Raw genomic sequence first — 24,830 nt, forward strand, 5'->3', positions numbered from 1 at the left:
TAGAACAAATGTTATGAAAAAAATAATAAAACCTTTTTCGATTATGCTGCTAATTGCAGTATTATCCTTGTTTTCCTGTTCAGATGAATTTCTGAACGCACCCTCAGAAAATCAGCTAACGCCAGCTGATTTACCAGCAGGTATAACCCCTTTTGATGGAATCGCCGAGAGTATGTATTTCAAACCTTGGTTTACATTTAATGACAAATTCTTAATCGCGATAGGAGATATGTATGCTGGAAATGCCTTTACTTTTGATGGTGCCTATCAACAATTTAAAGATGCTCAAGTAACCTCCCAAAATCCAATTTTAACCGAAGGATATACGTCTTTATTTTCTGTTGTAGATCAAGCCAATAGTTTAATGCGCTTGGTCGAAGAAAGAAAGAGTGAATTACCTGAGGCTTCTTATAAAAACTCTATAGCCATATCAAGATTTATGAGAGCCAATGCTTATTTTTACCTAGTTAGAACTTTTGGAGCAGTACCTATTGTTGCCAAAGCGGGTTCGGCAGCCCAGCCCAAAAGAAATCTTATAGCCGATGTTTATAAATTCATCAAATTAGACCTGCAATATGCAATTGATAACTTACCTGAAGCATCTGTAAAAAAAGGATACGTTAATAAAACAGTGGCTAAAGGAATTATGGCCAAAGTACATTTGACCTTAAAGGAATACTCAGAATGTGTGGCATTGACCCAAGAAGTGATGAGCAGTCAATATTCGTTAATTCAAGATTACGGTAAATTGTTCAGTAGTCCAGAATCCAATAATAGTGCTGAGAGTATGTTTGCTTTACAATGGAAAGCTATTGCCACGCAATGGGGAACGCAAAACACCAATCAAGCGTACATTGTTCCTGGCGGAACAGGAATAACTGGTGGTGCTGATGGATGGGGTGTTTATTTACCTTCGATTTCTTTGCAAAAAGGGTTTGAAGCAAATGACAAAAGAAAAATACAAACCATTATGACTGATGGCGATTTCTACCCAGAATTGTTAATTAATGCAGGAGGATTTAAATACAAAAAAATCTACTCGGCTACGGGAGCTAACTTTAGAAAGTACATTGTAGGATCAGCTGCCGAAAGAAATGATGTGTTTTTTATGAGAACATCGCAAAACACCATTATCCTTCGTTATTCGGATATTTTATTAATGCATGCCGAAGCTAAGTTAGCTGGTGCATCTTCAACTACAGATGCTTCTGCATTGAGAGCATTTAATGAAGTGAGAACCAGAGCTGGTTTACCTACCAAAACCGTTTTGACGAGAGATGAATTATTTAAAGAAAGAAGAATCGAGTTCGCGCTGGAAGGGCAATATTTCTTTGACCTGAAACGCAGAGGACTTAGTGAGGCTATTTCAGTCATTTCTCAGCAAGAAGTTGGTTTTTATTCTGATGATGCAAGAACGGCTTTGGTGTCAAGTTTGATTACTCCTGGAAGTAATTATTTTGAACTTCCCTTGCCACAGTCTGCAATTGATACCAATCCTTCTTTATTAGAACCAGCTGTACCGTACAATTTTAATTAAATCTTAGACTATGAAAAATAAAATAAAAAATAGCATCCTATTCCTTTTGACCTTGTTTTGCCTTATAGCTTGTCAAAATGAAGATATAGTGCCGATGCAAGTAGATGCAATAGTTGCAGAACCGGGTGATTTATTAAACCAGTCGTTCCCTCTTAAAAAAGTAAGAGTCGAAGGACAATCATTAGCTGGCTTAAAGCAAATTATCCTTGACAATAAAATTGATGTGAGTTTTAATCCGACGTATAATTCGGATAAGTCTTTCATTTTTACTATTCCGTTTGATGTAAAAAAAGGCAGTCGATTTGGTAAGCAAACCATAACTTTTATTACAGCAAGTGGTTCTGTTACAAAAGATTTTGAAATTTTACAACCGCTTCCTACTATTAGTGGTCTTACGCCAGAAACACCTTTAGTTGGGAAAACAGCTGAGGTAACTGGAGATTGGTTTTATGATGTGAGTAGTGTTACTTTTAAAGGTAATCCTATTGGTTTTACGGTAAGTTCACCTACCTCATTGTTTATTAATATTCCTGCTAGTGCAACTTCAGCGGGTGATTTAGTAATTACAACTCCTAGTGGTTCTGTTACTCGTTTTATGGAGGTAAGTTTAGGATTTACTATTGTCAATGTAACGGATTTTGACGGTGGCGGAACGAGACCAGGTTCAGGGTGGTTTTCATATGGTGATGTAGCTTCGTTTAACGCAGCTACAACTGGTGGTCCTACTGGAAATTATGCACAATATTCATGGACTGGTGCTACTACAAACGGGTACAATGGTTGCAGCGGTGGAGAAGGCGCAACCTTTTTTGCAGCAAACCCAAGTTATACTGATGCGACTAAAGCCTATATTGATATCGATGTAAGTGCTAATGTTGCTAATGCACACTTTGCCATTCAATTGAACACTATTGACGGTAAAGATTATGGATATAATTTTAAAGTAGCTACTACAGATTGGGCGACAAAATCAATTTTAATAGCTGACTTTAAAGACAATTACGGTTATGGTGGTAATGCTACTGGAACAGATTTAGATGTTTCTAAAATCAAAGAAATTAAAATTGCAATTGTTCAAGGTGATACTCCCAATCCTACAATTATTAAGTTTGATAATATCAAAATTAAATACAAGATCTAAATCAAGAAACTGTATTGAGAAAGAAAACCAAAAAGGTTGTTATTAATTAACAACCTTTTTATAAAATAATAATTATGAAAAATAAATTTTTACTAATCTGTACTATGATTTTATTCTCTTTGAATTCTTGTTCAAAAGAGAATGGGGGGGATACCGTTGCAATTTCTTTAGGCTCACCATTGGCAAACGCAGCTTCAGATATTACAGATACGAGTTTTAAAGCAAGATGGAATTTTGTTTCGACTGCAAACACCTATCTTTTGGATGTTTCGTTGACAGCTGACTTCTCAAGTTTTTTGCCGGATTATAATGCAAAATCAATAGCCGATTTGAATATAGTGGTCAATGGCTTGAATGGAGGGACAAAATATTACTACCGAGTGAAAGCAAAGAATAACTCTCAAACGTCCGATTATTCAAACGTAGTCACAGTGGTAACAACAGGTACAAGTAATATACCTGAAGACCCTACTTTTCTAAAAGTAAAAGCAAATAAACTACCTAATCCGTTTTTTGTGGGTGTGGCTGTAAAAGCAAACCAATTAACAAATGGAAGTGCGTATGATGTCGTGCTTAAAAATGAATTTAGCAGTATCACTGCCGAATATGAAATGAAAATGAATCCCATTTCGATAGGAAGTGGACAATATAATTGGGCTGCTGCCGATAAAATTGTAGCCTATGGGAATACAAATGGAATTAATGTTCATGGTCATGCGCTAGTGTGGCATAACGCAGTACCAGATTGGTTGAAAAATTATACAGGAACTGATGCCGCTTTTGCATTAGAAGTAAAAAAATACATAACTGATGTAGTTACCCATTATGCAGGCAAAGTAAAATCGTGGGATGTGGTCAACGAAGCTGTGGATGATAGTAATGGCGGAATGAGAAGTACAATTTTCCTTACTCGAATGGGACCAAACTATGTAAATGACTGTTTTAAGTGGGCACGTGAAGCGGCAACAGCAGCAGGAGATAAAAATCTTTTATTATTCTATAATGAATATGCAACACCCGATAATCTTCCGAAGCAAAATAAAATGTATGCTATTGTTGATGATTTGAAAGCTAGTAATCTAATTGATGGATTAGGCTTTCAAATGCACAATACGTATCTTAATCCCACTAAAGCTCAAATAGAGGCCGATATTAATAAAGCGGTTTCCAAAGGGTTGAAAATTCATATTTCTGAATTTGATTTGCAAGTAAACCCAGCTAATGATATTAGCACTTTTACGAATGAAAGAAGATTAATTCAAAAAGACAAATACAAAGAAATAGTCAAAATTTATAATGCGCTTCCTTCAGTAAATAAATATGCTTTTACAGTTTGGGGATTCAAAGACAATGAATCTTGGATACCTTACAGTACCGATTTGAATCATGTTGGGAATGATTGGCCATTGCTTTTTGACTCTAATTTTAAAATTAAAAGTGCCCATACAGGTTTCTTAGAAGGCTTAGACTAGCACACCATAACTAAGTCTGATTTATAAAGTAATAAAATGTAATTGAGATGATGAATAAAAAAACAATGCTATCAATATTCTTATTGGTAGCAATTGTCTCTTGTCAAACACAAAGGCAATTAGCATTTCATAAGGATTCTACTAAATCATTTGAAGAGCGAGCTCAATTTATAGTGTCGCAAATGACTCTAGCCGAAAAAGTATCTCAAATGACTTATGAATCTTCTGCTATCGGACGATTAGGGATTCCTGAGATGAATTGGTGGAATGAATGCCTTCATGGAGTGGCTCGCGCGGGTACGGCAACTGTTTTTCCACAAGGAATAGGGATGAGTGCGATGTGGGATCGCAAACAAATGTTTAAAATTTCTACTGCAATATCAGATGAAGCTAGAGCCAAGCATCAAGAATTTACTTCAAGAAATAAAAGAGGAATTTACCAAGGATTAACGTTCTGGACTCCCAATATCAATATTTTTAGGGACCCACGTTGGGGACGTGGTATGGAAACTTACGGTGAAGATCCTTATTTAACTGGGGAGTTAGCAGTACAGTTTGTAAAAGGGTTGCAAGGTGATGATCCTAAATATTATAAATTGATTGCTACGGCAAAGCATTTTGTAGTACATAGTGGACCAGAAAGTGAGCGACATAGTTTCAATGCGGAGCCAAATGATTTTGATATGATCAATACCTACAGTCCACAATTTGAAAAAGTCGTGAAAGAGGCCAAGGTCTATTCGGTCATGTGTGCTTACAACAGTTACAAAGGATTGCCTTGTTGTGGCAATAAAGCTTTGAGCGATTTGTTGCGCAACGATTGGGGTTTCAAAGGCTATATTGTTTCTGATTGTTGGGCGGTAAAAGATTTCTATGACAAAGGAGCACATGAAGTGGTAGCCACCAGAGAAGAAGCTTCGGCAATGGCAGTAAAAGCAGGAACCGATTTGAATTGTGGGGACTCTTATCCGTCATTAGTAAAAGCGATACAACAAAAATTAATCACCGAAGCAGAGCTAAATATTTCTGTTGAAAGATTGATTGTAGCTCGAATGAAACTGGGTCTTTTTGCTCCAAAAGGAGATGTGAAATTTGAAAAAATTCCGTTTAGTGTAGTAGATTCTGAGGTGCATAGATTATTAGCGCTGGAATCGGCTAGAAAGTCATTGGTGCTTTTGAAAAACGAAAATAACATTTTACCTCTAAACAAAAATCTAAAAAAAATAGCTGTTATTGGTCCAAATGCGAATGAATTAGATGTTTTACTCGGAAATTATAATGGGTTTCCATCAAACGGAATTACACCTTTCAAAGGAATTCAAAATAAATTACCAAATACTCAGGTGCAATTTGCTCAAGGATGTAGTCTTGCGGATGGTTTACCAAACTTAAAAACCGTTCCATCAGCTGTTTTGTTTGCGGATGTAAGTTGTAAAACAGCGGGTCTTAATGCCGAGTATTTTTCGAACTTAGAGTTCTCTGGAACACCTTTGCATAAGCGAATAGATCCAGAAATTGACTTTATTTGGAAAATTACAGCCCCTTTTAAAGACTTGAGTTATGATAAATATGCTGCCAGATGGACAGGATATTTGTCGGTTCCTGAATCTGGGAAATATGCGTTGGGTGGTGAAGCTTTTTCTAGTATGAAATTGTATCTTGATGACAAACTGGTGGTGGAACGAGAGGATGTTCATGAACCAAAAAAAATCTATGAATTCGTCGAATTAGAAGCCAAGAAAGTGTACAAAATTAAACTGGAATACAAACAAAACAATACGGAACATGCTATTATGCGTTTCTTGTGGGATACACCAAACAATGATCTTGAAAAGGAAGCTTTGGCCGTGGCCAAAGAGTCTGATGTGGTTGTTTTATGTATGGGTTTAAGTCCAATGCTGGAAGGCGAAGAAATGAAAGTGCAGGTGCCTGGTTTTTCAGGTGGGGATCGTTTGGATATTAAACTACCCGATACGCAAACGCGATTAATGAAAAAGCTACAGGAATTACGGAAACCAATGGTGTTGGTGATGCTCAACGGAAGCGCAGTGGGAATTAATTGGGAGAATGATAATATTCCTGCTATTATTGAAAGTTGGTATCCTGGACAAGCAGGAGGTACTGCAATTGCCGATGTTATTTTTGGAGATTACAACCCTGCGGGACGTTTGCCATTGACTTTTTATAAAGATATAAAGGATATTCCTGCTTTTAACGATTACAGCATGAAAGGGAAAACATACCGTTATTTTAAAGGTGCTCCTTTGTATGATTTCGGGTTTGGATTGAGTTATTCGACTTTTAAATATACAAATCTGGATATTAAAAATGAAGTGATTACGGGAGAAGCAGTCACGATAAATGTTGATGTGACAAACAGCGGTAAATTAGATGGCGATGAGGTCGTGCAAGTGTATTTTACAAATCCTAAAGCCGATGAAAGAGAAACTATAAGAACTTTGATTGGTTTTGACCGTATTTTTCTAAAAGCTTCAGAAACTAAAAAAGTATCTTTTACCATTCAGCCTAAGCAGTTAGCACAGTTTACAAATGCAGGTTTAAAATTGAATTCTGGCGAAATTCTGTTTTCGGTAGGAGGAATGCAACCCAATGCACAGCGTGAAAAAGAAGGCAAAGTAATGCTAAAAAAAATAAATTTAGTAGGAACTACAGTGGTGTATTAGACCCAAAAGTAGTCGCAAAATAAAACCCCAAATGCTTTATAATAGCATTTGGGGTTTGTTATTTTAATTCCTTTTTTCAAAGGGATCAGTACATATTACATATACGCTTCGATTGGCGCACAACTACAAACTAAATTTCTATCCCCATAGGTTTCATCTACACGACGAACACTTGGCCAAAATTTATTCTCCGCTACATATTCTAAAGGATATGCTGCTTTTTCTCTTGAATAAGGTAATACCCATGTGTCAGCAGTAAGCATTGCTAAAGTATGTGGTGCGTTTTTCAATACATTGTTTGGTTCTTCGACAGAAGATTCTTCAATTTCTTTACGAATGGCTATCATAGCGTCACAAAAACGATCCAATTCTCCTACATCTTCTGATTCTGTTGGTTCAATCATTAACGTTCCAGCCACTGGGAAAGAAACAGTTGGAGCATGAAAACCATAATCCATTAAACGTTTTGCAATATCAGATACTTCGATACCTTTTACTTTGAAACCTCTGCAGTCTAGAATCATTTCGTGAGCTGCTCTTCCTTTTTCACCAGAATATAAGATAGGGTAGTGCTCTTCTAAACGCGCTTTCATGTAGTTAGCGTTCAGGATAGCATATTTAGTTGCATTAGTAATTCCTTCAGCACCTAACATACAAATGTATCCATAAGAGATCAAGCAAACTAAAGCTGATCCATAAGGCGCTCCAGATATAGCAGTAATTCCTTTTTCACCACCTACTTTTACTAATGGGTTTGTTGGTAAAAACGGGACTAATTTTTCGTTTACACAAATAGGTCCTACACCTGGTCCACCACCTCCGTGAGGAATTGCGAATGTTTTATGCAAGTTCAAGTGACAAACGTCAGCGCCAATAGTAGCTGGATTTGTTAAACCTACTTGAGCATTCATATTAGCACCATCCATGTAAACTAGTCCACCGTTATCGTGAATAATTTGAGTGATTTCTCTAATAGCACTTTCAAAAACACCGTGAGTAGATGGATATGTTACCATTAAACAAGACAATTCATCTTTGTATTGAATCGCTTTTTCTCTAACATCTTCTACATCAATATTACCATTTTCCATTGTTTTGGTCACGATAATTTTCATTCCAGCCATTGCTGCCGATGCAGGGTTTGTTCCGTGAGCCGACGCAGGAATCAAACAAATAGTTCTTTTCTCATCGCCTCTTGATTGGTGGTACGCGCGAATAGTCATTAAACCGGCATATTCGCCTTGGGCTCCAGAGTTAGGTTGTAATGTAGTTCCTGCAAAACCAGTAATCACATTTAATTGATGCTCTAATTTTTTAAGCATTTTAGTGTACCCTTCAACTTGATCTAAAGGTGCAAATGGATGGATAGTATTCCAATACGGCATACTTAATGGTAACATTTCAGCAGCTGCATTCAATTTCATAGTACAAGAACCCAAAGCGATCATCGAATGATTTAATGATAAATCTTTACGTTCTAATTTTTTGATATAACGCATCATAATCGTTTCCGAATGGTATTTGTTGAATACCTCATGCGTTAAGAATTCCGATGTTCTGTTTAAAAGCATCGGATAATTGTTCTCTAAAACATATTCCGAAACTTCAAAAGCTTCTTTTCCTACTGCTTCAGCAAAAATGGCAATTACTTGATTAATATCAGATGATAAAATGGTCTCATTTACTGAGATAGAAATCGTTTCATTATCGATATAATAGAAGTTTACCTCATTCTTTTCGGCAATAGTTTTTACTTTTTGAGCATCTGCTTTTACTACTATAGTATCAAAAAAAGCTGTGTTGGTTTGAAAAACACCTAATTGATTTAAAGCCTCAGCTAAAGTTGCAGCAGCAGAATGGACTTTATTAGCAATGTATTTTAATCCTTTTGGACCGTGATATACTGCAAACATTCCAGCCATAACTGATAATAATACTTGAGCAGTACAAATGTTTGAAGTTGCTTTCTCACGCTTAATATGTTGTTCACGTGTTTGCAATGCCATACGTAAAGCGCGGTTCCCATTAGCATCTTGCGAAACTCCAATGATTCTTCCTGGCATAGAACGTTTGTACTCTTCTTTTGTTGCAAAATAAGCAGCATGTGGTCCACCATAACCCATTGGTATTCCAAAACGTTGTGTTGTTCCTACTACTACTGCAGCTCCCATTTCACCTGGAGGCGTTAGCTTTACTAGTGATAAAATATCGGCAGCAACCGCTACTTTTATTTCGTTATCATTTGCTTTTTTGATGAAGTCAGCATAATCATATACTTGACCGTATTTTCCTGGATATTGTAAAATAGCTCCAAAAAACTCTTCTGAGAAATCAAATTCTTGGTGATTTCCTATCACTAATTCTACACCAATGGGAGCAGAACGCGTTTGTAAAACGGATAATGTTTGTGGTAAAATCTCTTCAGAAACGAAGAATTTACATACATTATTTTTCTTTTGATCTCTTAATCGAACATCGTATAACAAAGCCATGGCTTCAGCTGCAGCGGTACTTTCATCAAGTAAAGAGGCGTTTGCAATTTCCATTCCCGTTAATTCAATAACCATGGTTTGAAAATTCAAAATAGCTTCAAGACGACCTTGAGCAATTTCGGCTTGGTATGGTGTGTAAGCGGTATACCATCCTGGGTTTTCAAAAATATTTCTTTGAATTGCTGGAGGGACAATGGTAGGGTGGTACCCTAAACCAATATAGGATGTATACACTTTGTTAGTACGACCTAATAACCGAATGTGATTTGCATATTCATATTCAGTCATAATATGCTCCAATTCCAACGGTTTCTTTAATCGAATGTCAGTAGGAATAGTTTCGAATATTAACTGATCTAAAGTTTCAACACCTATGGTTTCTAACATTTTTGGTAAATCGTTTTCCCTTGGGCCTAAGTGTCTTAAAGCAAATGAGTCTGTTTTCATGTATATATGGTAATGTTGTGTTTTTTTAGTGGTGCAAAAATAAGTATTATAAACAATCTAATTCGGGTTTTAACATTCAATTTTTATCAATTTTTCAACTAAATGTGGTATTTGCTTACAATTGATTAATTTTGTTTAATGATTAGCTTTAAACAACTATTGGATTTTTATATCAGAAGCAGTATTCACGTTGCACTTTCTGTATACGCATTGGTGCGAATGACGCATTTTATGTTCAACATATCGACGGATGATCCCATGGCTTATTTTGCTTTTTTTGGGACAATCGTAGGATATAATTTTGTAAAATATGATGCTTTGGCAAGAGCCAAAAAACACACGATGCGCAAGGAGCTTAAGTTAATTGCGGTTTTGAGTTTTTTTTCTTTGATTGCTGTTGGGTATTTTTTCTTTAAATTACAACTGATTACCCAAATGGTTTCTATTGGTGTCCTTGCTTTAACATTGCTTTATACACTTCCATTTTTCCCCAATAGAAAAAATGCTAGAAACTGGGCAGGAGTAAAAATTTATATTGTGGCTTTGTGTTGGGTAGGAGTGACGCTGGTTTTACCCTTAGTGAATGCACATATTGCACTTGGACTTGACTTTTATCTAAAATGTATTCAACGTTTTATATTGGTTTTTGTGCTGATTCTTATTTTTGAGATATTGGATTTGGCAAATGACGATCCACATCTAAAAACGGTACCACAACAAATAGGTGTGAAGCGAACAAAAATGGTAGGTTTGTTGCTATTGCTTCCTTTTTATTTTTTAGAGTTTTTAAAAAATAATTTTATTGAAGAACAATTGATTGTTAATGGAATTCTAGTTCTCGCTCTTTCATTATTTTTGGCTTTCGCCAATGAAACCCGATCTAAATATTACACTTCTTTTTGGGTGGAAAGCATTCCGATTTTTTGGTGGCTGATGGTGGTTTTCTTTTAAAAACAGTAGTTTTGGTGAATAGAGATCAATAATTTTCCCAGTTTGAAATAAAAAGACCGAAGCTCTCACTTCGGTCTTAATCGGTAATTTATATCAATCCAGCTCTTTTCAATAAAGCATCAGGACTTGGTTCGTGTCCTCTAAAACGTTTGTATAAAATCATTGGGTGTTCGGTGCCACCTTTTGATAGGATATTGTCTTTGAATTTATCAGCCACTTCTTTGTTGAAAATTCCTTTTTCTTGAAAATATTCAAAAGCATCTGCGTCGAGAACTTCGGCCCATTTGTAGCTGTAGTACCCTGATGAGTATCCGCCTTGAAAGATGTGTGAAAAAGAAGTGCTCATGGCATTTTCTGCTACTTCAGGATACAATTGCGTATCGGCAAATTGTTCTGTTTCGAATGCTTTTAAATCAGTAATTGATGTAGGGTCTTGTCCATGCCATCCCATATCTAATAGTCCAAAACTCAATTGTCGCATCGTTGCCATCCCTTCTTGGAAACTGGCACTTTCTTTAATTTTAGTAACATATTCCATCGGAATCATTTCACCAGTTTGATAATGAGTAGCGAATAAAGCTAAAGCTTCCGACTCATAACACCAGTTTTCCATGATTTGACTTGGAAGCTCTACAAAGTCCCAATATACTGATGTTCCAGATAAACTTGGATAAGTAGTATTGGCTAACATTCCATGTAATCCATGGCCAAATTCATGAAACAAAGTGGTCACTTCATTAAAAGTTAATAAAGAAGGTTTTGTTTCAGTAGGTTTTGTGAAATTACAAACATTAGAAATATGTGGTCTTTCGTTTACGCCATCTTTAATAAATTGGGTTTTGAATGAAGTCATCCAAGCACCATTTCGTTTTCCTTTTCGAGGGAAAAAATCAGCGTAGAAAATAGCAACTAACTCCTTATTAGCATCAGTAACTTCATAAGTCACCACTTCGTCATGATATTTATCGATATCAAATATTTCAGTAAAAGTAAGTCCATATAATTTTCCAGCAATGGTAAAAGCACCCTTTAAAACTTTTTCTAGTTGAAAATACGGTTTTAGTTTTTCATCATCCAAATTAAATAATTCTTGTTTTAATTTTTCCGAATAATATGGTCCATCCCATTTTTCTAGTTGTTCAAGTCCGTCTAGTTTTTTGGCGAAAGCAGATAATTCAGCAAATTCTTTTAAAGCGGCAGGTTTGGCTTTTGCCAATAAATCATGAGAGAATGATTTTACTTTTTCAGGACTTTCGGCCATACGCTCTTCCAATACAAAATGAGCATGTGTTGCATACCCTAAAAGTTGTGCTCTGTCAAAACGCAATTTGGCAATTTTAAGTACATTTTCCTGATTGTCAAATTCGTTGTTTTGAAAACCTTTGGCGCCAAAAGCGATTGCCATTTTCTTTCTAAGTTCACGTTTATCTGAATAAGTGACAAACGGAACATAACTTGGGTAATCTAAGGTAAAAATCCATCCATCACTATCTTGGCTCTTGGCTAGTGAACGAGCAGCTTCTATAGTTCCTTCAGGTAAGCCGGATAAGTCGCTTTCATCTATAATATGCAATTGAAACCCTTGTGTTTCTGCTAAAACATTTTCACCAAACTTAAGGCTTGTTTTAGACAGTTCTTTGTCTATTTCTCGAAGCAAGATCTTTTTGTCTTCAGGTAAATTGGCGCCATTTCTAGAGAAACCTTTGTATTTTTTGTCTAGTAATGTAGACTGTTCTGGGTTAAGGTTCAAGTTATCCTTTTGTTCGTAAATAGCTTTTACTTTTGCAAATAAATCAGCATTAAGAGTGATGTCATTGCCAAAATCAGAGAGTAAAGGAGAAACTTCTTGAGCGATTTTTTGCATTTCATCATTGGTTTCCGCCGAATTCAAATTGAAGAAAATACTGGAAAGACGATCTAGCGTATATCCACTAAAATCTAATGCCTCTATAGTATTTTGAAAAGTAGGTGTGTCATTGTTTTGGACAATAGCGTCAATTTCGGCTTTTGCCAATGCGATTCCTTCTAGAAAAGCGGGTAGATAATCTTCATTCTTTATTTTAGAAAAAGGAGCAGTATCGTATTTAGTATTGAATTTTGAAGTTAAGACTTTCATTGTATTATAATTAGTTTTCATTATTTGAAACGAAATATTTTGAACTACAAATGTAGCGATTTATAGAAAAAGGAGCGGTTAAAATTGGATTGATTTGCGCTATACCTCCTTAAAGTATTTGTGTTATAGTTATGTTATTTATTTCGTTAGAAGCGATAAAAAGCTTAAATTGTACAATTAGATTAGATTTTGAATAAGCTAATCATTAACAATTGCAAATAATATACAATAAATGAATTACCAAATTATAATAAAGCGTATCGATACTGTAAATGAAGTGGAAGGGTATTGGTCTGATGAAGATTTTATTCAATTACTAGAAAAATTCAATTTTCCAGATGCGGCTACTGCAGAAAAAAAGAATTTACCAGAATTACTAGAAATGGCCATATCTGATTATGAGCCTAACGAAGCGGCTGAAATAGTGCTTACTTACAAGTTGTCTGAAGAATTAAATGAAGGGCAAATAGAGCAAATTTCTCATAATATGTTAATTGATAAAGTATGTGAAGAGTATCCCGAAATTCATTTGCAAGGGACCTTGTTTCATATCAATCAATTGCTTTTTAAAGCGTATAATGGAAAGTTTCCTAATGCCAAAGCTTCAGTTGTTCATTTTTCAATGACGCTAGTTGATGGAGAAGTGAAAGAATTGACAGCCGAAAATGTACTGAAATTATTGAATAATGGATTGTCTGATCGGAATTTGATAAAAAGATTGTTTGACGATCAAATGTCTAAGAACATTCCTTTCCCAGAAGCGGAAGGTATTATTTGGGAATTGAATACAGAAGATAATGTAAACTACAGTTTAGTAACTTCTGAGAACTGGATTAATAATGAAGATATAACCGCTTCAGAATTTGAAGGTATTCTAGAGGAAATAGAAGAGGAGGTATAAACTCTAACAATTTTTTTAAAACAACAAAGGCTTCCGTAATGGGAAGCCTTTGTTGCTATTAGGAGCTGTTATTTTTTAAGTAAACTTTCGGATGCTATGATTACGGCATCTTTTAATCCTGTTTTATATTGGATTACTTTTTCTAAAATAGCAGCATCATGACTTCCAATAATTTGAGCAGCTAGTATTCCTGCGTTTTTTGCACCGTTAAGTGCAACAGTTGCTACGGGAACGCCACCTGGCATTTGTAAAATAGAAAGAATGCTGTCCCAGCCATCAATAGAATTACTTGATTTTACAGGAACCCCAATTACAGGTAATGGAGACATTGAAGCAACCATTCCAGGTAAATGTGCGGCACCACCAGCACCAGCAATAATTACTGAAATACCACGAGTATGTGCATTTTTACTAAAATCAAAAAGTTTCTCAGGTGTTCTATGTGCCGAAACGATATCGACTTCTGTTTCTATTTCAAATCCTTTTAAGATTTCAATGGCTTCTTGCATTACGGGCATATCTGAGATACTTCCCATGATTATAGCTACTTTCATTTTTTTATTATTTAAAGATTTAAAGATTTAAGTATTTAAAGATTTCTATTGAAGCTTGTTTTCGAGGCAAACCAATTTTTTTAATCTTTTAATTTTTCAATCTTTTAATATATTATGCGATTACTCTTATTGTATTCTTCACGTTTTCAGCAATTCTTCTGGCTTCATTCATGTTTTGGTTTACGATAGTGACATGTCCCATTTTTCTAAAAGGACGGGTTTGTTTTTTACCGTAAATATGTGGGGTAACTCCGTTCCATCCTAAAATAGTGTCAATGTTTTCGTAAACAACATTTCCAGAAAATCCTTCTTCGCCAACTAAGTTAACCATAACTCCAGCTACTTTACTATCTGTATTTCCTAAAGGAAGATTGAGTATGGCACGAATGTGGTTTTCAAACTGAGAAGTAAAACTAGCTTCAATAGAATAGTGTCCAGAATTGTGTGGTCTTGGTGCTACTTCATTCACTAGTATTTCATCGTCTTCTGTTTGGAACATTTCAACTGCTAATAATCCAACATGATTGAATTTTTCAGAAACGTTTAAAGCTATAGTTCTAGCATTAGCAGCCACTTTGTCGTCAATTCGAGCAGGGCAAATTACGTATTCTACCTGATTGGCTTCCGGATGAAATTCCATTTCAACTACAGGATACGTTTTAATTTCACCAGAAGGACTGCGACAAACAATAACAGCTAATTCGTTTTTGAAAGGCACCATTTCTTCGGCAATGCATTCTACATTAGGCAGGTGATCTAAATCAGCTATTTGACGAATGACTTTTACTCCATTTCCATCATAACCAAACTCAGTACATTTCCATACAAATGGCAATTTTATTTTAGAATCTAAAATTTTAACTACTAGGGCTTTTAAATTGTCAAATCGCTTGAACGGGGCGGTTGGGATATTATGCTCAGCATAAAATGCTTTTTGAATTCCTTTGTTTTGAATTAATTGTAGCGTTTTAGGCGAAGGGTATACTTTTAATCCTTCATTCTCTAGTTTTATTAAAGCTTCTAGATTAACAAGTTCAATTTCAAAAGTAAGCACATCTACTTTTTTTCCAAAATTATAAACGGTTTCAAAATCCATTAAATCACCCTGAAAAAAATGATCACAAGCTATTCGGCTTGGCGCTTCTTCACTTGGATCTAAGACATAGGTTTGTATGTCAAATTTACGGGTATCGAATAGCATCATTTTACCCAATTGTCCACCACCTAGAATTCCCAATTTAAAATCAGAAGAAAAATAATTCATTGTATTGTTATTTGTTGCGTGCAAAGATACTTTTAAATGAGTAAAATAAAAAAGATACATTTTAATATTGTTAAATAGTTGTTTGACTATTGGCTTCTATCTTCTAATAATTATTTTTTTTGATAATGAACCCTTATCGGTTTCGATTTTTAAAAAGTAGAATCCAGAGGGGATATTTTGAACATTAATTGAATACTGATTCCCTATTTGTGGATTGTTAAATTTAGCAATTAGTTTTCCGTCTAATGAAAATAAGGATGCTGAATAAATTTCATTCTTGTTATGTAGATTAATAGTGATTAATTCTGAGGCAGGGTTAGGATATACTATTGCCTCAGCTGGTTTTTCAAATACATTTATTGATAAAGTACTATTAGTATAACAAGAAGGGGTAACGACATATTGGGATTTTATCAAATTGGCAATTTTATTATTTGAAAAACCAGTATTATTGGTGTAATTATAAAAGCTTAAATCCAATGTTTGATTGCTTGTTCCAAACCAATCTTGAAGAATAGTACTAAATACTCTTCTATAATCATGTTGCACGGTTTTAATTTGGTATCCGTTGGCTGCAACTGCCTCTGAGAGATTCACATTTGTTCCCGAAATACCTGGGGTTATTGAATTGCCAAAAACAAATACAGGTGCAATTTCTCCATGATCAGTTCCTAAACTTGCGTTTTCACCCGCTTTTCTTCCAAATTCAGAAAAGGTAACCGAAACTACATCATTTCCTAAATTTTGATTATTTAAATCAATAATAAAAGCATTGACTGCTTCTGATAATTGAGTTAAGAGTGCTGCATGTGCTCCTAAATGTGTGGTGTCATTTGCTGCAACCTGTAAGTTATGAGTGTCAAATCCTCCTAGTTTAACTAAATAAACTTTAGTTTGAAGGCCTCCAGAAATAAATCGGGCTACAGTTTTTAGTTGATTTGCCAATGTTGTATTTGGGTAGGGTATTGAATTTGAACCTGTATTAAAGGAGTTGGATATAGTCTGAGCATAAGTATTTGTAGCAGCATCATTATTAATGATGAATTGAATTAAATCACCGTATTCTGATTTTGGAATCGCAGTAGGAGGACTTCCTCCTAATCCATTTACAACTGAATAGAATCCAGATGGAGATTGTCCCGTAATATTTAAGGACATGTTGTGTTCTACTTCACCATAGAAACCTAAAGAATTGTCGCTGTTCCCGAGCTGAATCCCTAAGGGGAAATTTGATGTTAGAAAATTAGAATAGTAATGTTCTAAAAAACGACCAATCCAACCGCTTGTTAAAGAGTTGTTTGCTGTTGTTCCATCACCACCTGTTAGCCATAAGTCAGTTGATTTAAAATGGGATTTATTTTGAAATGGATAGCCAACACCTTGAATGACTCTCATGAATCCACTGTCGTACAAGGATTTGAAGCCAGTCAATGAAGGGTGCAAACCAACTTGATCCGTAAGCGCTAATGTGGAGTCCAAATTAATGATCCCATTTGGAGCGCCAATATTATTGAGTTTGATGTTAGGGCGCAGCGAAGCATAAGTATCATACTGGTTAATGGGTATAATTGTGTTTAAACCATCGTTGGCGCCAGATAATTGAATTAAAACGATTTTTTTAGAGATCACATCAGGACAGGTAGTCATTCCAGCTGATTTGAAAAGGGCGAAAACTTCGGAGGGAAATAATGACAATACACTAGCCGTAGAAGTTATTTGGATAAAATTTCTTCTTCTCATGTTTTTAGTTTTTAGGTTTTTTTAATTCAGAAAAAAGGCTAAAACATTTGAGATTCGGGAGCTCTTAATATTTTAATTACTAATAGTTTTAATCGGGATTCTACTACAGTATTGTTATTTGTGCTTATGTAATTATTCCAAGAGTCAGTCCAGTAATAGGAAGCAAGACCCTGCAATAAAAATGAATTCATAAAATAAGAAGTACGTTCTGTATTTGCTTCTTGAGCAAAAAGGGCATTGGATAATTCGGAAGTTAATATATAAGCGTCAGAAGGATTTGAGATAATTCCACTATTTTTTATGACTTCAGAAATAGAGATTTTAGCAGCGATTGTACTGTTGTTGCCTATTCTATTTAATCCATCAAGTAGTGATTCTCCTAATCTGTATTTTGCAATTAGGGTAGATCCAGAAATCCATTTTTTGTCATATTCGGGTGACTGATAATAAGCAAGATGTCCCGCAACTGTATCGGGTTCAAATAACTTCATATTAGAGTTTAGTGAAAAGGTACCGTTTACAAAGTTCCAAAACACTTGGAAATAATCAAATGGCTCTGCTGTAGGGTTTGGTATTGTTGCCTGAAGATACGTACAGGTTTCTGACAATTGTTGAATTGGAGATTTGATCATTGCCCCAATAGTTTCGTCTGTTGGATCGGTATCATCTAAATCATAAAAATGTAGGCTAATGAGTAATTTTCGTATTATTGGAACAATTTCATATCCGTTATTGTAAAGCTCTTGTGATAAAGGAATTATAATATCATTTTCTGTTTCGATACTAATATTGCTTTTTACAAAATAAGTATAGAGTTTTCTACAAATATTTTTAGCTGTTTCTTGTTGATTAAAGATCATTTCAACAAAGCTATTTAATTCGTTATCCATTGACATGCTGTCTGTTGCAGATGTTATTGTGGTGTTGTTAAATGCACTACTAAAAATTTTGGCACTGGTATTATGGTCGGAAAACACATTGTATCCTTTAGGGATATTTGTTTCGGAATCTATAACGGATCTATTCGACTGTCTTTTAAAACCCGTTAGAACTCTTGCGGCTTGAACGATGTCGGATTCAGTGTAATTGGTATAATTACCTACTGCTATTTGAGGGCCTCTTCCTATTGTAAATAATTCCAAAAACTCTCGGGCGTAGTTTTCATTTGGAGAAGATTTGACATTATAAGTATTGCTCAAAAAGTAAAGCATAGAATTATTAAGTGTCATCTTTTTGGCTAATGTTTTATAATTACCATAGGAATAGAATAATAACAATCGGAGATAGTCATAAAACTCCGTAGCAGACCCAAAAACTTCTGGATGTTTTATTACTGTAAAACGGGTCGATAAGAAATGGCAAAGTTTGAATTTTAAAGTTGGACTTTTAATAGAGTTAAACCACCACCAGCCAGATAAAATAGGAGATTGTCTATATTGATCGCTGGGGTTGTAAATTAAATTAATATTTTCTGTCCAGTACCCTACAGGTGCAGAGGTTGGTAATGGGTCATAAGGTAATGGTAATGTAAGAGGAGAGTCGATTAATAACAAGTCTAACGCTTGATTAGGAGTTAATGTGGCATATTGATCAATTAAGGTTTTTGTATATACAAATGTGGCTCTTCGCAACAAATGTTTTGCGTTTTTTATACCTAAAATAGCTGTATTTGGATTTAATGAAGCCATAGTTTTATGATTTTAAACATCCTCTATTAAAGATAAGAATAAATAAAATTTGTTAAATTTTTTTTCGTTTATCTGTTTATTTTTAACGTTTAAATGCTTGTTTTTCAAATGATTGTGTTTTTTTAACAGGTATTTTTTTTGTTATTTTATGTATTTAGGTCTATTTGTTATTTGTCGGTTTTAGATTCGTATCACAAATTAATCTTCATTTTCCTATTGTCAATTTCGAATTCTGTATCTTTGCAAATTATTTAAAACATATAAATAATGATTCAACTTCACGATAAACAATTTGTTCCATTTATTTCTGCCAAAGAAATTGAGTTTGCAATTGCAAAAATGGTAGCACAAATAGAAGATGATTTTGCAGATGAAATTCCTGTCTTTATAGGAGTTCTAAATGGCTCTTTTATGGTAGTTTCTGATTTTATGAAAAGCTATAAAAAACCATGCGAACTAAGCTTTATTAAAATGGCTTCTTACGAGGGAACTACATCAACGGATGAGGTAAAACAGTTAATAGGATTAAATCAGGACTTGTCAGGGCGTTCAGTTGTTATAATAGAAGATATTGTTGATACTGGAAATACTATAGTAGAGCTGAAAGAATTATTCAAAAAGCAAAACGTAAAGCATTTCAAAATCGCAACTTTATTTTTCAAACCTGAAGCGTATAAAAAAGATATCAAAGTTGACTATGTTGGAATTAGAATTCCAAATAAATTTATAGTTGGTTTTGGTTTAGATTATGATGGACTAGGAAGAAACTTACCAGAAGTATATAAATTAAAAGAATAACCACTCAATACACACTATGATTAATATCGTTTTATTTGGGAAACCAGGAGCAGGAAAAGGAACTCAAGCCGAGTTTTTAAAAGAAAAATACAAGTTAACTCATATTTCCACTGGAGATGTATTTCGTTTCAATTTGAAAAATGATACAGAACTAGGAAAACAAGCAAGAGTCTACATGGATGCTGGAGATCTAGTGCCAGATGAATTGACAACAAAAATGCTAATTGATGAGGTAAATAAACATCCGGATACTAATGGAATTTTATTTGACGGATATCCTAGAACAATATCTCAAGCCGAAGCATTAGATGCTTTTCTTACGACAATTAACTCTAGTGTTGCTGCCACAATTGCTCTTGAAGCCGATGATGAAATCCTGATTCAACGTTTATTAGAAAGAGGAAAAACAAGTGGTAGAATTGACGATCAAGACGAAGACAAAATCAGAAATCGGTACCAAGAATACAATGAGAAAACTGCGCCATTAATGGGGTATTACGATAAACAAGGAAAATTTTATGCCGTAAACGGTATTGGGACAATCCAAGAAATTACAGAGCGTTTAAGTACGGTTATAGATAATTTATAGGAGCAATTCCAGCTGTACGTTGCAAGTGCTTGCTTATAAAACAATTTTTCTAAAATAAAAAAGGAGCTTCCTTTGGTCGCTCTTTTATATCAAGAAAAATAAAGTTTTACAAGCGGCGCACTTTTCACTACCATCTGGGCTAGAAAAAACATGGAAATACTAATAATATTTTTTTTAATACTATTAAATGGAGTTTTCTCCATGTCTGAAATTGCATTGATTTCAGCAAGAAAAAATAGATTAGAATCTGCTGCCAAAAAAGGGAACAAAAGTGCTAAGATAGCATTAGAGTTGGCCAATTCACCTAATAAGTTTTTATCCACTGTTCAAATAGGGATTACGTTAATAGGTATCTTAACAGGTATTTATAGTGGGGATAAAATCACTTTGAATGTCGAGACTTTTGTTAATGGTTTTGAAATTTTAAAACCGTATTCCCATACCATTGCGGTAGGAATAGTTGTAGTGGTTTTGACCTTTTTCTCATTAGTTTTGGGAGAATTATTGCCAAAAAGAATTGGTATGAATCATCCTGTATCCATTGCTAAAGCAGTCGCAATGCCTATGAAAATGGTTTCAATTGTAACGGCACCATTTATTTGGTTATTAACACATGCCACTGAGTTTTTACTGAAGGTTTTGCAAATAAAACCCAATGCTGATGGTAAAGTAACCGAAGAAGAGATAAAAGCTTTTATAAAAGAAGGTACCGAAGGCGGAGAAGTGCAAGAAATTGAACAAGATATTGTTGAGCGTGTTTTTCATATTGGAGATAGAAAGATAAACTCATTGATGACGCATAGAAAATCAGTGGTTTTCTTGCAACAAGATGCAAATAAGAGTCAGATTAAGGAATACATAATAAAAGATTTGCATTCTATTTATCCAGTTTATGGTGCCGATTATGATGATATTGTAGGGGTTGTAAATTTGAAAAGCATTTTTGCGCGGATAGATAATGAAACGATTCATCTTTCTGAAATAATGACTGATGCGCCATTCATGATGGAGCATACTACAGCTTATAAAGCATTAGAGAAATTTAAAAAATCAGGAATTCATTATTCTTTTGTGGCTGATGAATATGGTGTTTTTCAAGGAGTCATTACGTTAAATGATATTTTGGAAGCATTAGTGGGTGATGCGTCTGATTTTTACAAAGAAGATTTTCAATTGATAGAAAGAGAAGATGGTTCGTGGTTAGTGGATGGCCATTATTCACTGCATGATTTTCTTACCTATTTTGAATTGGACGATTTGATAAATGATTATGATGTGACAACCGTTAGCGGATTAATTATGACAGAGCTTTCACATATACCAAAACAAGGTGAAAAACTAGTTTGGCATCGATTTGAGTTGGAAGTTATTGATATGGATGGTATAAAGATTGATAAAGTAATGGTGAAATCATTATGAAAATAAAATAGATTGCCCTATTTTAAAGCATAAGATATGTGCTGAATAGGGTAACTCAACATTGAATACTAAAAAAAAATGACAGAGGATTTGAAATTAAAAGGAGGACAGCCGATGGCTGTCAGGTATTTTAGATCAATGTCGAAGTAAAAGAAAAGAGTTATGACTGAAGGGAACTTCGTAGATTACGTAAAAATATTTGTTTCTTCCGGTAAAGGAGGAAAGGGGTCTACGCACTTGCATAGAGAGAAATTTATTGAAAAAGGAGGACCTGATGGAGGTGATGGTGGACGTGGTGGACACGTGTTTTTAGTTGGGAACAAAGGACTTTGGACTTTGTTTCATCTTAAATTTGCAAGACATATCAAAGCCGGTAACGGTGGAGATGGTAGTGGTGATAGAAGTACTGGAGCTGATGGAGATGATAAATTTATCGAAGTGCCATTAGGAACTGTTGTAAAAGACAAAGAAACAGGTGAGATCTTATTTGAAATTACTGAGGATGGAGAGAAACAAGTGTTGTCTAGAGGAGGTAAAGGAGGTTTAGGAAACTGGCATTTTAGAAGTTCTACAAATCAAACACCAAGATATTCTCAACCTGGATTACCTGGTGTTGAAATGGATGTTATTCTAGAACTTAAAGTTTTGGCCGATGTAGGTTTGGTAGGTTTTCCTAATGCAGGAAAATCAACATTATTGTCTGTATTGACATCTGCAAAACCTAAGATTGCTGATTATCCTTTTACCACTTTAAAACCAAATCTTGGAATTGTGGCTTACAGAGATTTTCAATCTTTTGTAATTGCTGATATTCCTGGAATTATTGAAGGTGCTGCTGAAGGAAAAGGATTAGGACATTATTTCTTACGTCATATTGAACGTAACTCTACTTTGTTGTTCTTAGTTCCTGTGGATACCCCAGACATTAAAGGAGAGTACGATATTCTTGTAAACGAATTGACAAAATACAATCCTGAAATGCTAGATAAAGAGCGTTTGTTAGTAATATCAAAATGTGATATGCTGGATGACGAATTAAAAGCAGAGCTTAAAACTGAGTTGGATGTCGCATTTAAAGATGTTCCTTATATGTTCATTTCGTCTGTTGCGCAACAAGGATTGACGGAGTTGAAAGATAAGCTATGGAAAATGTTGAATGACTAATTAGTCCATTTTTATAAATAAAAAACCACTATGAAGTTATTGCTTTATAGTGGTTTTTTTTATTTTAATCTTTTTTAATTCATCTTAAAAACGGAATCTATAACCCAAGCTGGGCCAATAAGTAAAAACTGTAAATCCTTGATGAAAGATGGTTTTTTGCCTTCTATTTTGTGTCCGTAAAATTGTCCTATCCAGCCAATAGTGAATACGGCAATAGAAAACCATAATAAAGGAAATGTTTGTGAAATAATATAATTACCAACTAAACAAAGAGCTGTAAATAGTAACATTTTTAATCCCATTGCCATTGATAATCTAAAATAGAAAAGCAATACAAAGATTAAAACAACAAAAGCCCAATTGGCAAAAACGGGATGTAATGAACCTAGAGGTTCGAGGATTTGATTTGGTATACTCATAAACAGTCCAACTACTGAAAAAAAGATTAAAGGCACACAGAGGTAATGAATTTTTTTATTAGTCACGTTTTTATGACTTACACTGTACTCTTCAAACCATTGATCTAATGTTTTCATGTTTTGTTTTTTACTATTGGTAGCTAATGTAATAAAAAAACATAAAATTGCTGCTATTGGCTCATTTTATTAAAAAGGAAGTAATTAGTTGACAGTATTGTGATTACGACAACATTTTTTTGGATGAGGGATAGTAGCGAAAATCCTTTATTGAGGTTTTTTTACCTCAATAAAGATTGTAGCATATAGCCCGACCCGCTTTTTTTTTTGCGGGACAGCCCATAATAATAATAATAATAATAATAATAATAATAATAATAATAATAATAATTTAGTCTTTGTAAGTGTCAAATAAGTATTCGAGGGTTTCGGGGATATTATTGGCCTGCATTTTTGGATAGATAAGATCTAAATCAATCCAGTTTTCTATAATCGTATTAAAATCATCCCCCACTTCATAGACAACGGGAACCCCCAGTTTTTTTAAAGCAGCAGCATTGCACTCTTGTTCGTAATGATTACGAATAGGTATGGAAAGTACTTTTTTACCAAGATACAAAGCTTCGGAAGGAGTTTCAAATCCGCCACCAGTAATGATTCCCTCACAAGTAATAAGGCTTTTATTGAATTTTTTTTGATTTACAGGGAAATAGGTAATGTTGCCTATTTTGTGTATTTGTTCCACTGTATTAAGGAACCAGTGAAATTGAATCCCAGGAATGCTATTAAAGGCTTTTTCTAAGCAATCTTTATCAAAGGAAGGTAAATACACTGTAATGTGCTTTAAATTGGTTGGTTCTGATGCTATGATTTCATCTTTAATGATTGGTGGAAGGATGAAAGAATCATATTTTTCAAAATGCAAGCCAATGTTTTTTCGAGATGGAGCGTAGTGTTTTAAGATCATTTCTCCCATTAGGCTCTTTTTTTCTGGTCTTGGAGTATGTGTCGAAATGAAGCTAGCTTGATGTCCTAATTGTACCGAGTTAACATTTTGCATTTTACAGGCCAAAGAGGTTATAGAATCAAAATCATTTATAATTATATCATAGTCTTTTAAAGGCAGTGATTCAGCATCTTTGTAAATTTGTCTGGGTTTAATATTTTTTACAATATCCCAATAATTTAATCCACCACATTTGCTGTAATGTAAACTACAGCCTTTGCTTTTGTATTTTACAGGTAGCTTAATATCGAGGCTGGCATTGTTTCCGCTTAAAAAGAAATCTATAGTTCCGTATTTTTGTAAATAAGGATAAAGTTGCATTGCTCTACTGATGTGTCCATTACCAGTAGCTTGTATTGCATAAAATATTTTCATAAATCCTAATTTATATAAAGAGACAAGAATGATTTTGTTTTTAGTTTTTCTATTTTAAATTGTTAAAACAAAAGTA

18 protein-coding genes are annotated in these 24,830 nt (G+C 34.5%); 10 read left to right on the plus strand and 8 right to left on the minus strand.

The annotated features are described in order from the left end of the window. Positions 1 to 13: 13 nt before the first annotated feature. The 4 genes from AB3G33_RS06465 (at position 14) to AB3G33_RS06480 (ending at position 6,834) form a co-directional block, all read left to right on the plus strand. Entirely contained in the window at positions 14 to 1,537 is a 1,524-nt protein-coding gene (locus AB3G33_RS06465; protein WP_367773507.1) for a RagB/SusD family nutrient uptake outer membrane protein, read from the plus strand. Positions 1,538 to 1,547: 10 nt separating this feature from the next. Further along, positions 1,548 to 2,678, plus strand: coding sequence for a hypothetical protein (locus AB3G33_RS06470; RefSeq protein WP_367773509.1), 1,131 nt, complete (start codon positions 1,548 to 1,550; stop codon positions 2,676 to 2,678). Positions 2,679 to 2,752: 74 nt separating this feature from the next. Beyond that, positions 2,753 to 4,150, plus strand: a complete 1,398-nt coding sequence (locus AB3G33_RS06475) for an endo-1,4-beta-xylanase (protein WP_367773511.1) — start codon at positions 2,753 to 2,755, stop codon at positions 4,148 to 4,150. A gap of 47 nt (positions 4,151 to 4,197) precedes the next feature. Further along, entirely contained in the window at positions 4,198 to 6,834 is a 2,637-nt protein-coding gene (locus AB3G33_RS06480; protein WP_367773513.1) for a glycoside hydrolase family 3 C-terminal domain-containing protein, read from the plus strand. A 95-nt stretch (positions 6,835 to 6,929) separates the two neighbouring features. On the opposite strand, the gene gcvP is transcribed toward AB3G33_RS06480, so the two are convergent. Then, positions 6,930 to 9,773: an aminomethyl-transferring glycine dehydrogenase gene (gene gcvP, locus AB3G33_RS06485; protein ID WP_367773515.1), complete on the minus strand. Its 2,844-nt coding sequence runs from the start codon at positions 9,771 to 9,773 to the stop codon at positions 6,930 to 6,932. A 138-nt stretch (positions 9,774 to 9,911) separates the two neighbouring features. On the opposite strand from gcvP, the gene AB3G33_RS06490 reads away from it, so the two are divergent. Then, entirely contained in the window at positions 9,912 to 10,724 is an 813-nt protein-coding gene (locus tag AB3G33_RS06490) for a hypothetical protein (protein ID WP_367773517.1), read from the plus strand. 88 nt (positions 10,725 to 10,812) lie between these two features. On the opposite strand, the gene AB3G33_RS06495 is transcribed toward AB3G33_RS06490, so the two are convergent. Beyond that, positions 10,813 to 12,840 (minus strand): M3 family metallopeptidase, encoded by a 2,028-nt coding sequence (locus AB3G33_RS06495; protein ID WP_367774105.1) that lies wholly within the window; start codon positions 12,838 to 12,840, stop codon positions 10,813 to 10,815. A 232-nt stretch (positions 12,841 to 13,072) separates the two neighbouring features. On the opposite strand from AB3G33_RS06495, the gene AB3G33_RS06500 reads away from it, so the two are divergent. Next, the gene (locus AB3G33_RS06500) at positions 13,073 to 13,741 is read left to right on the plus strand and encodes a hypothetical protein (protein WP_367773519.1); all 669 of its coding nucleotides are present in this window, start codon (positions 13,073 to 13,075) and stop codon (positions 13,739 to 13,741) included. A gap of 68 nt (positions 13,742 to 13,809) precedes the next feature. Here the strand turns inward: AB3G33_RS06500 and purE are convergent, their stop codons facing one another. The 4 genes from purE to AB3G33_RS06520 all read right to left on the minus strand — a co-directional run bounded on the left by purE (position 13,810) and on the right by AB3G33_RS06520 (position 18,987). Beyond that, the gene (gene purE, locus AB3G33_RS06505) at positions 13,810 to 14,295 is read right to left on the minus strand and encodes a 5-(carboxyamino)imidazole ribonucleotide mutase (protein ID WP_367757146.1); all 486 of its coding nucleotides are present in this window, start codon (positions 14,293 to 14,295) and stop codon (positions 13,810 to 13,812) included. A gap of 112 nt (positions 14,296 to 14,407) precedes the next feature. Further along, positions 14,408 to 15,559: a 5-(carboxyamino)imidazole ribonucleotide synthase gene (locus AB3G33_RS06510; protein ID WP_367773521.1), complete on the minus strand. Its 1,152-nt coding sequence runs from the start codon at positions 15,557 to 15,559 to the stop codon at positions 14,408 to 14,410. 96 nt (positions 15,560 to 15,655) lie between these two features. Further along, positions 15,656 to 17,299 carry a DUF1501 domain-containing protein gene (locus AB3G33_RS06515; RefSeq protein ID WP_367773523.1) on the minus strand — a complete coding sequence of 548 codons (1,644 nt, stop codon included), beginning with the start codon at positions 17,297 to 17,299 and terminating at the stop codon, positions 15,656 to 15,658. Between the two features lie 38 nt (positions 17,300 to 17,337). Further along, the gene (locus AB3G33_RS06520) at positions 17,338 to 18,987 is read right to left on the minus strand and encodes a DUF1800 family protein (protein WP_367773525.1); all 1,650 of its coding nucleotides are present in this window, start codon (positions 18,985 to 18,987) and stop codon (positions 17,338 to 17,340) included. Positions 18,988 to 19,254: 267 nt separating this feature from the next. On the opposite strand from AB3G33_RS06520, the gene hpt reads away from it, so the two are divergent. The 4 genes from hpt to obgE all read left to right on the plus strand — a co-directional run bounded on the left by hpt (position 19,255) and on the right by obgE (position 22,957). Further along, positions 19,255 to 19,785: a hypoxanthine phosphoribosyltransferase gene (hpt, locus tag AB3G33_RS06525; RefSeq protein ID WP_367773527.1), complete on the plus strand. Its 531-nt coding sequence runs from the start codon at positions 19,255 to 19,257 to the stop codon at positions 19,783 to 19,785. A 16-nt stretch (positions 19,786 to 19,801) separates the two neighbouring features. Next, positions 19,802 to 20,374 carry an adenylate kinase gene (locus AB3G33_RS06530; RefSeq protein WP_367773530.1) on the plus strand — a complete coding sequence of 191 codons (573 nt, stop codon included), beginning with the start codon at positions 19,802 to 19,804 and terminating at the stop codon, positions 20,372 to 20,374. Positions 20,375 to 20,575: 201 nt separating this feature from the next. Continuing rightward, a complete protein-coding gene (locus AB3G33_RS06535) occupies positions 20,576 to 21,793 on the plus strand; it encodes a hemolysin family protein (protein WP_367774107.1) in 1,218 nt (405 codons plus the stop codon). A gap of 162 nt (positions 21,794 to 21,955) precedes the next feature. Then, positions 21,956 to 22,957 (plus strand): GTPase ObgE, encoded by a 1,002-nt coding sequence (gene obgE / locus AB3G33_RS06540; protein ID WP_367757160.1) that lies wholly within the window; start codon positions 21,956 to 21,958, stop codon positions 22,955 to 22,957. A 74-nt stretch (positions 22,958 to 23,031) separates the two neighbouring features. Here the strand turns inward: obgE and AB3G33_RS06545 are convergent, their stop codons facing one another. Both AB3G33_RS06545 and AB3G33_RS06550 read right to left on the minus strand, forming a co-directional pair. After that, complete coding sequence (locus AB3G33_RS06545) at positions 23,032 to 23,493, minus strand: DUF962 domain-containing protein (protein WP_367773532.1); 462 nt, start codon at positions 23,491 to 23,493, stop codon at positions 23,032 to 23,034. 271 nt (positions 23,494 to 23,764) lie between these two features. Continuing rightward, positions 23,765 to 24,754: a glycosyltransferase family protein gene (locus tag AB3G33_RS06550; protein WP_367773533.1), complete on the minus strand. Its 990-nt coding sequence runs from the start codon at positions 24,752 to 24,754 to the stop codon at positions 23,765 to 23,767. Between the last annotated feature and the right edge of the window lie 76 nt (positions 24,755 to 24,830).

Origin of the sequence: Flavobacterium sp. WC2421 (assembly GCF_040822115.1) — a bacterium.
Lineage (GTDB): Bacteria > Bacteroidota > Bacteroidia > Flavobacteriales > Flavobacteriaceae > Flavobacterium.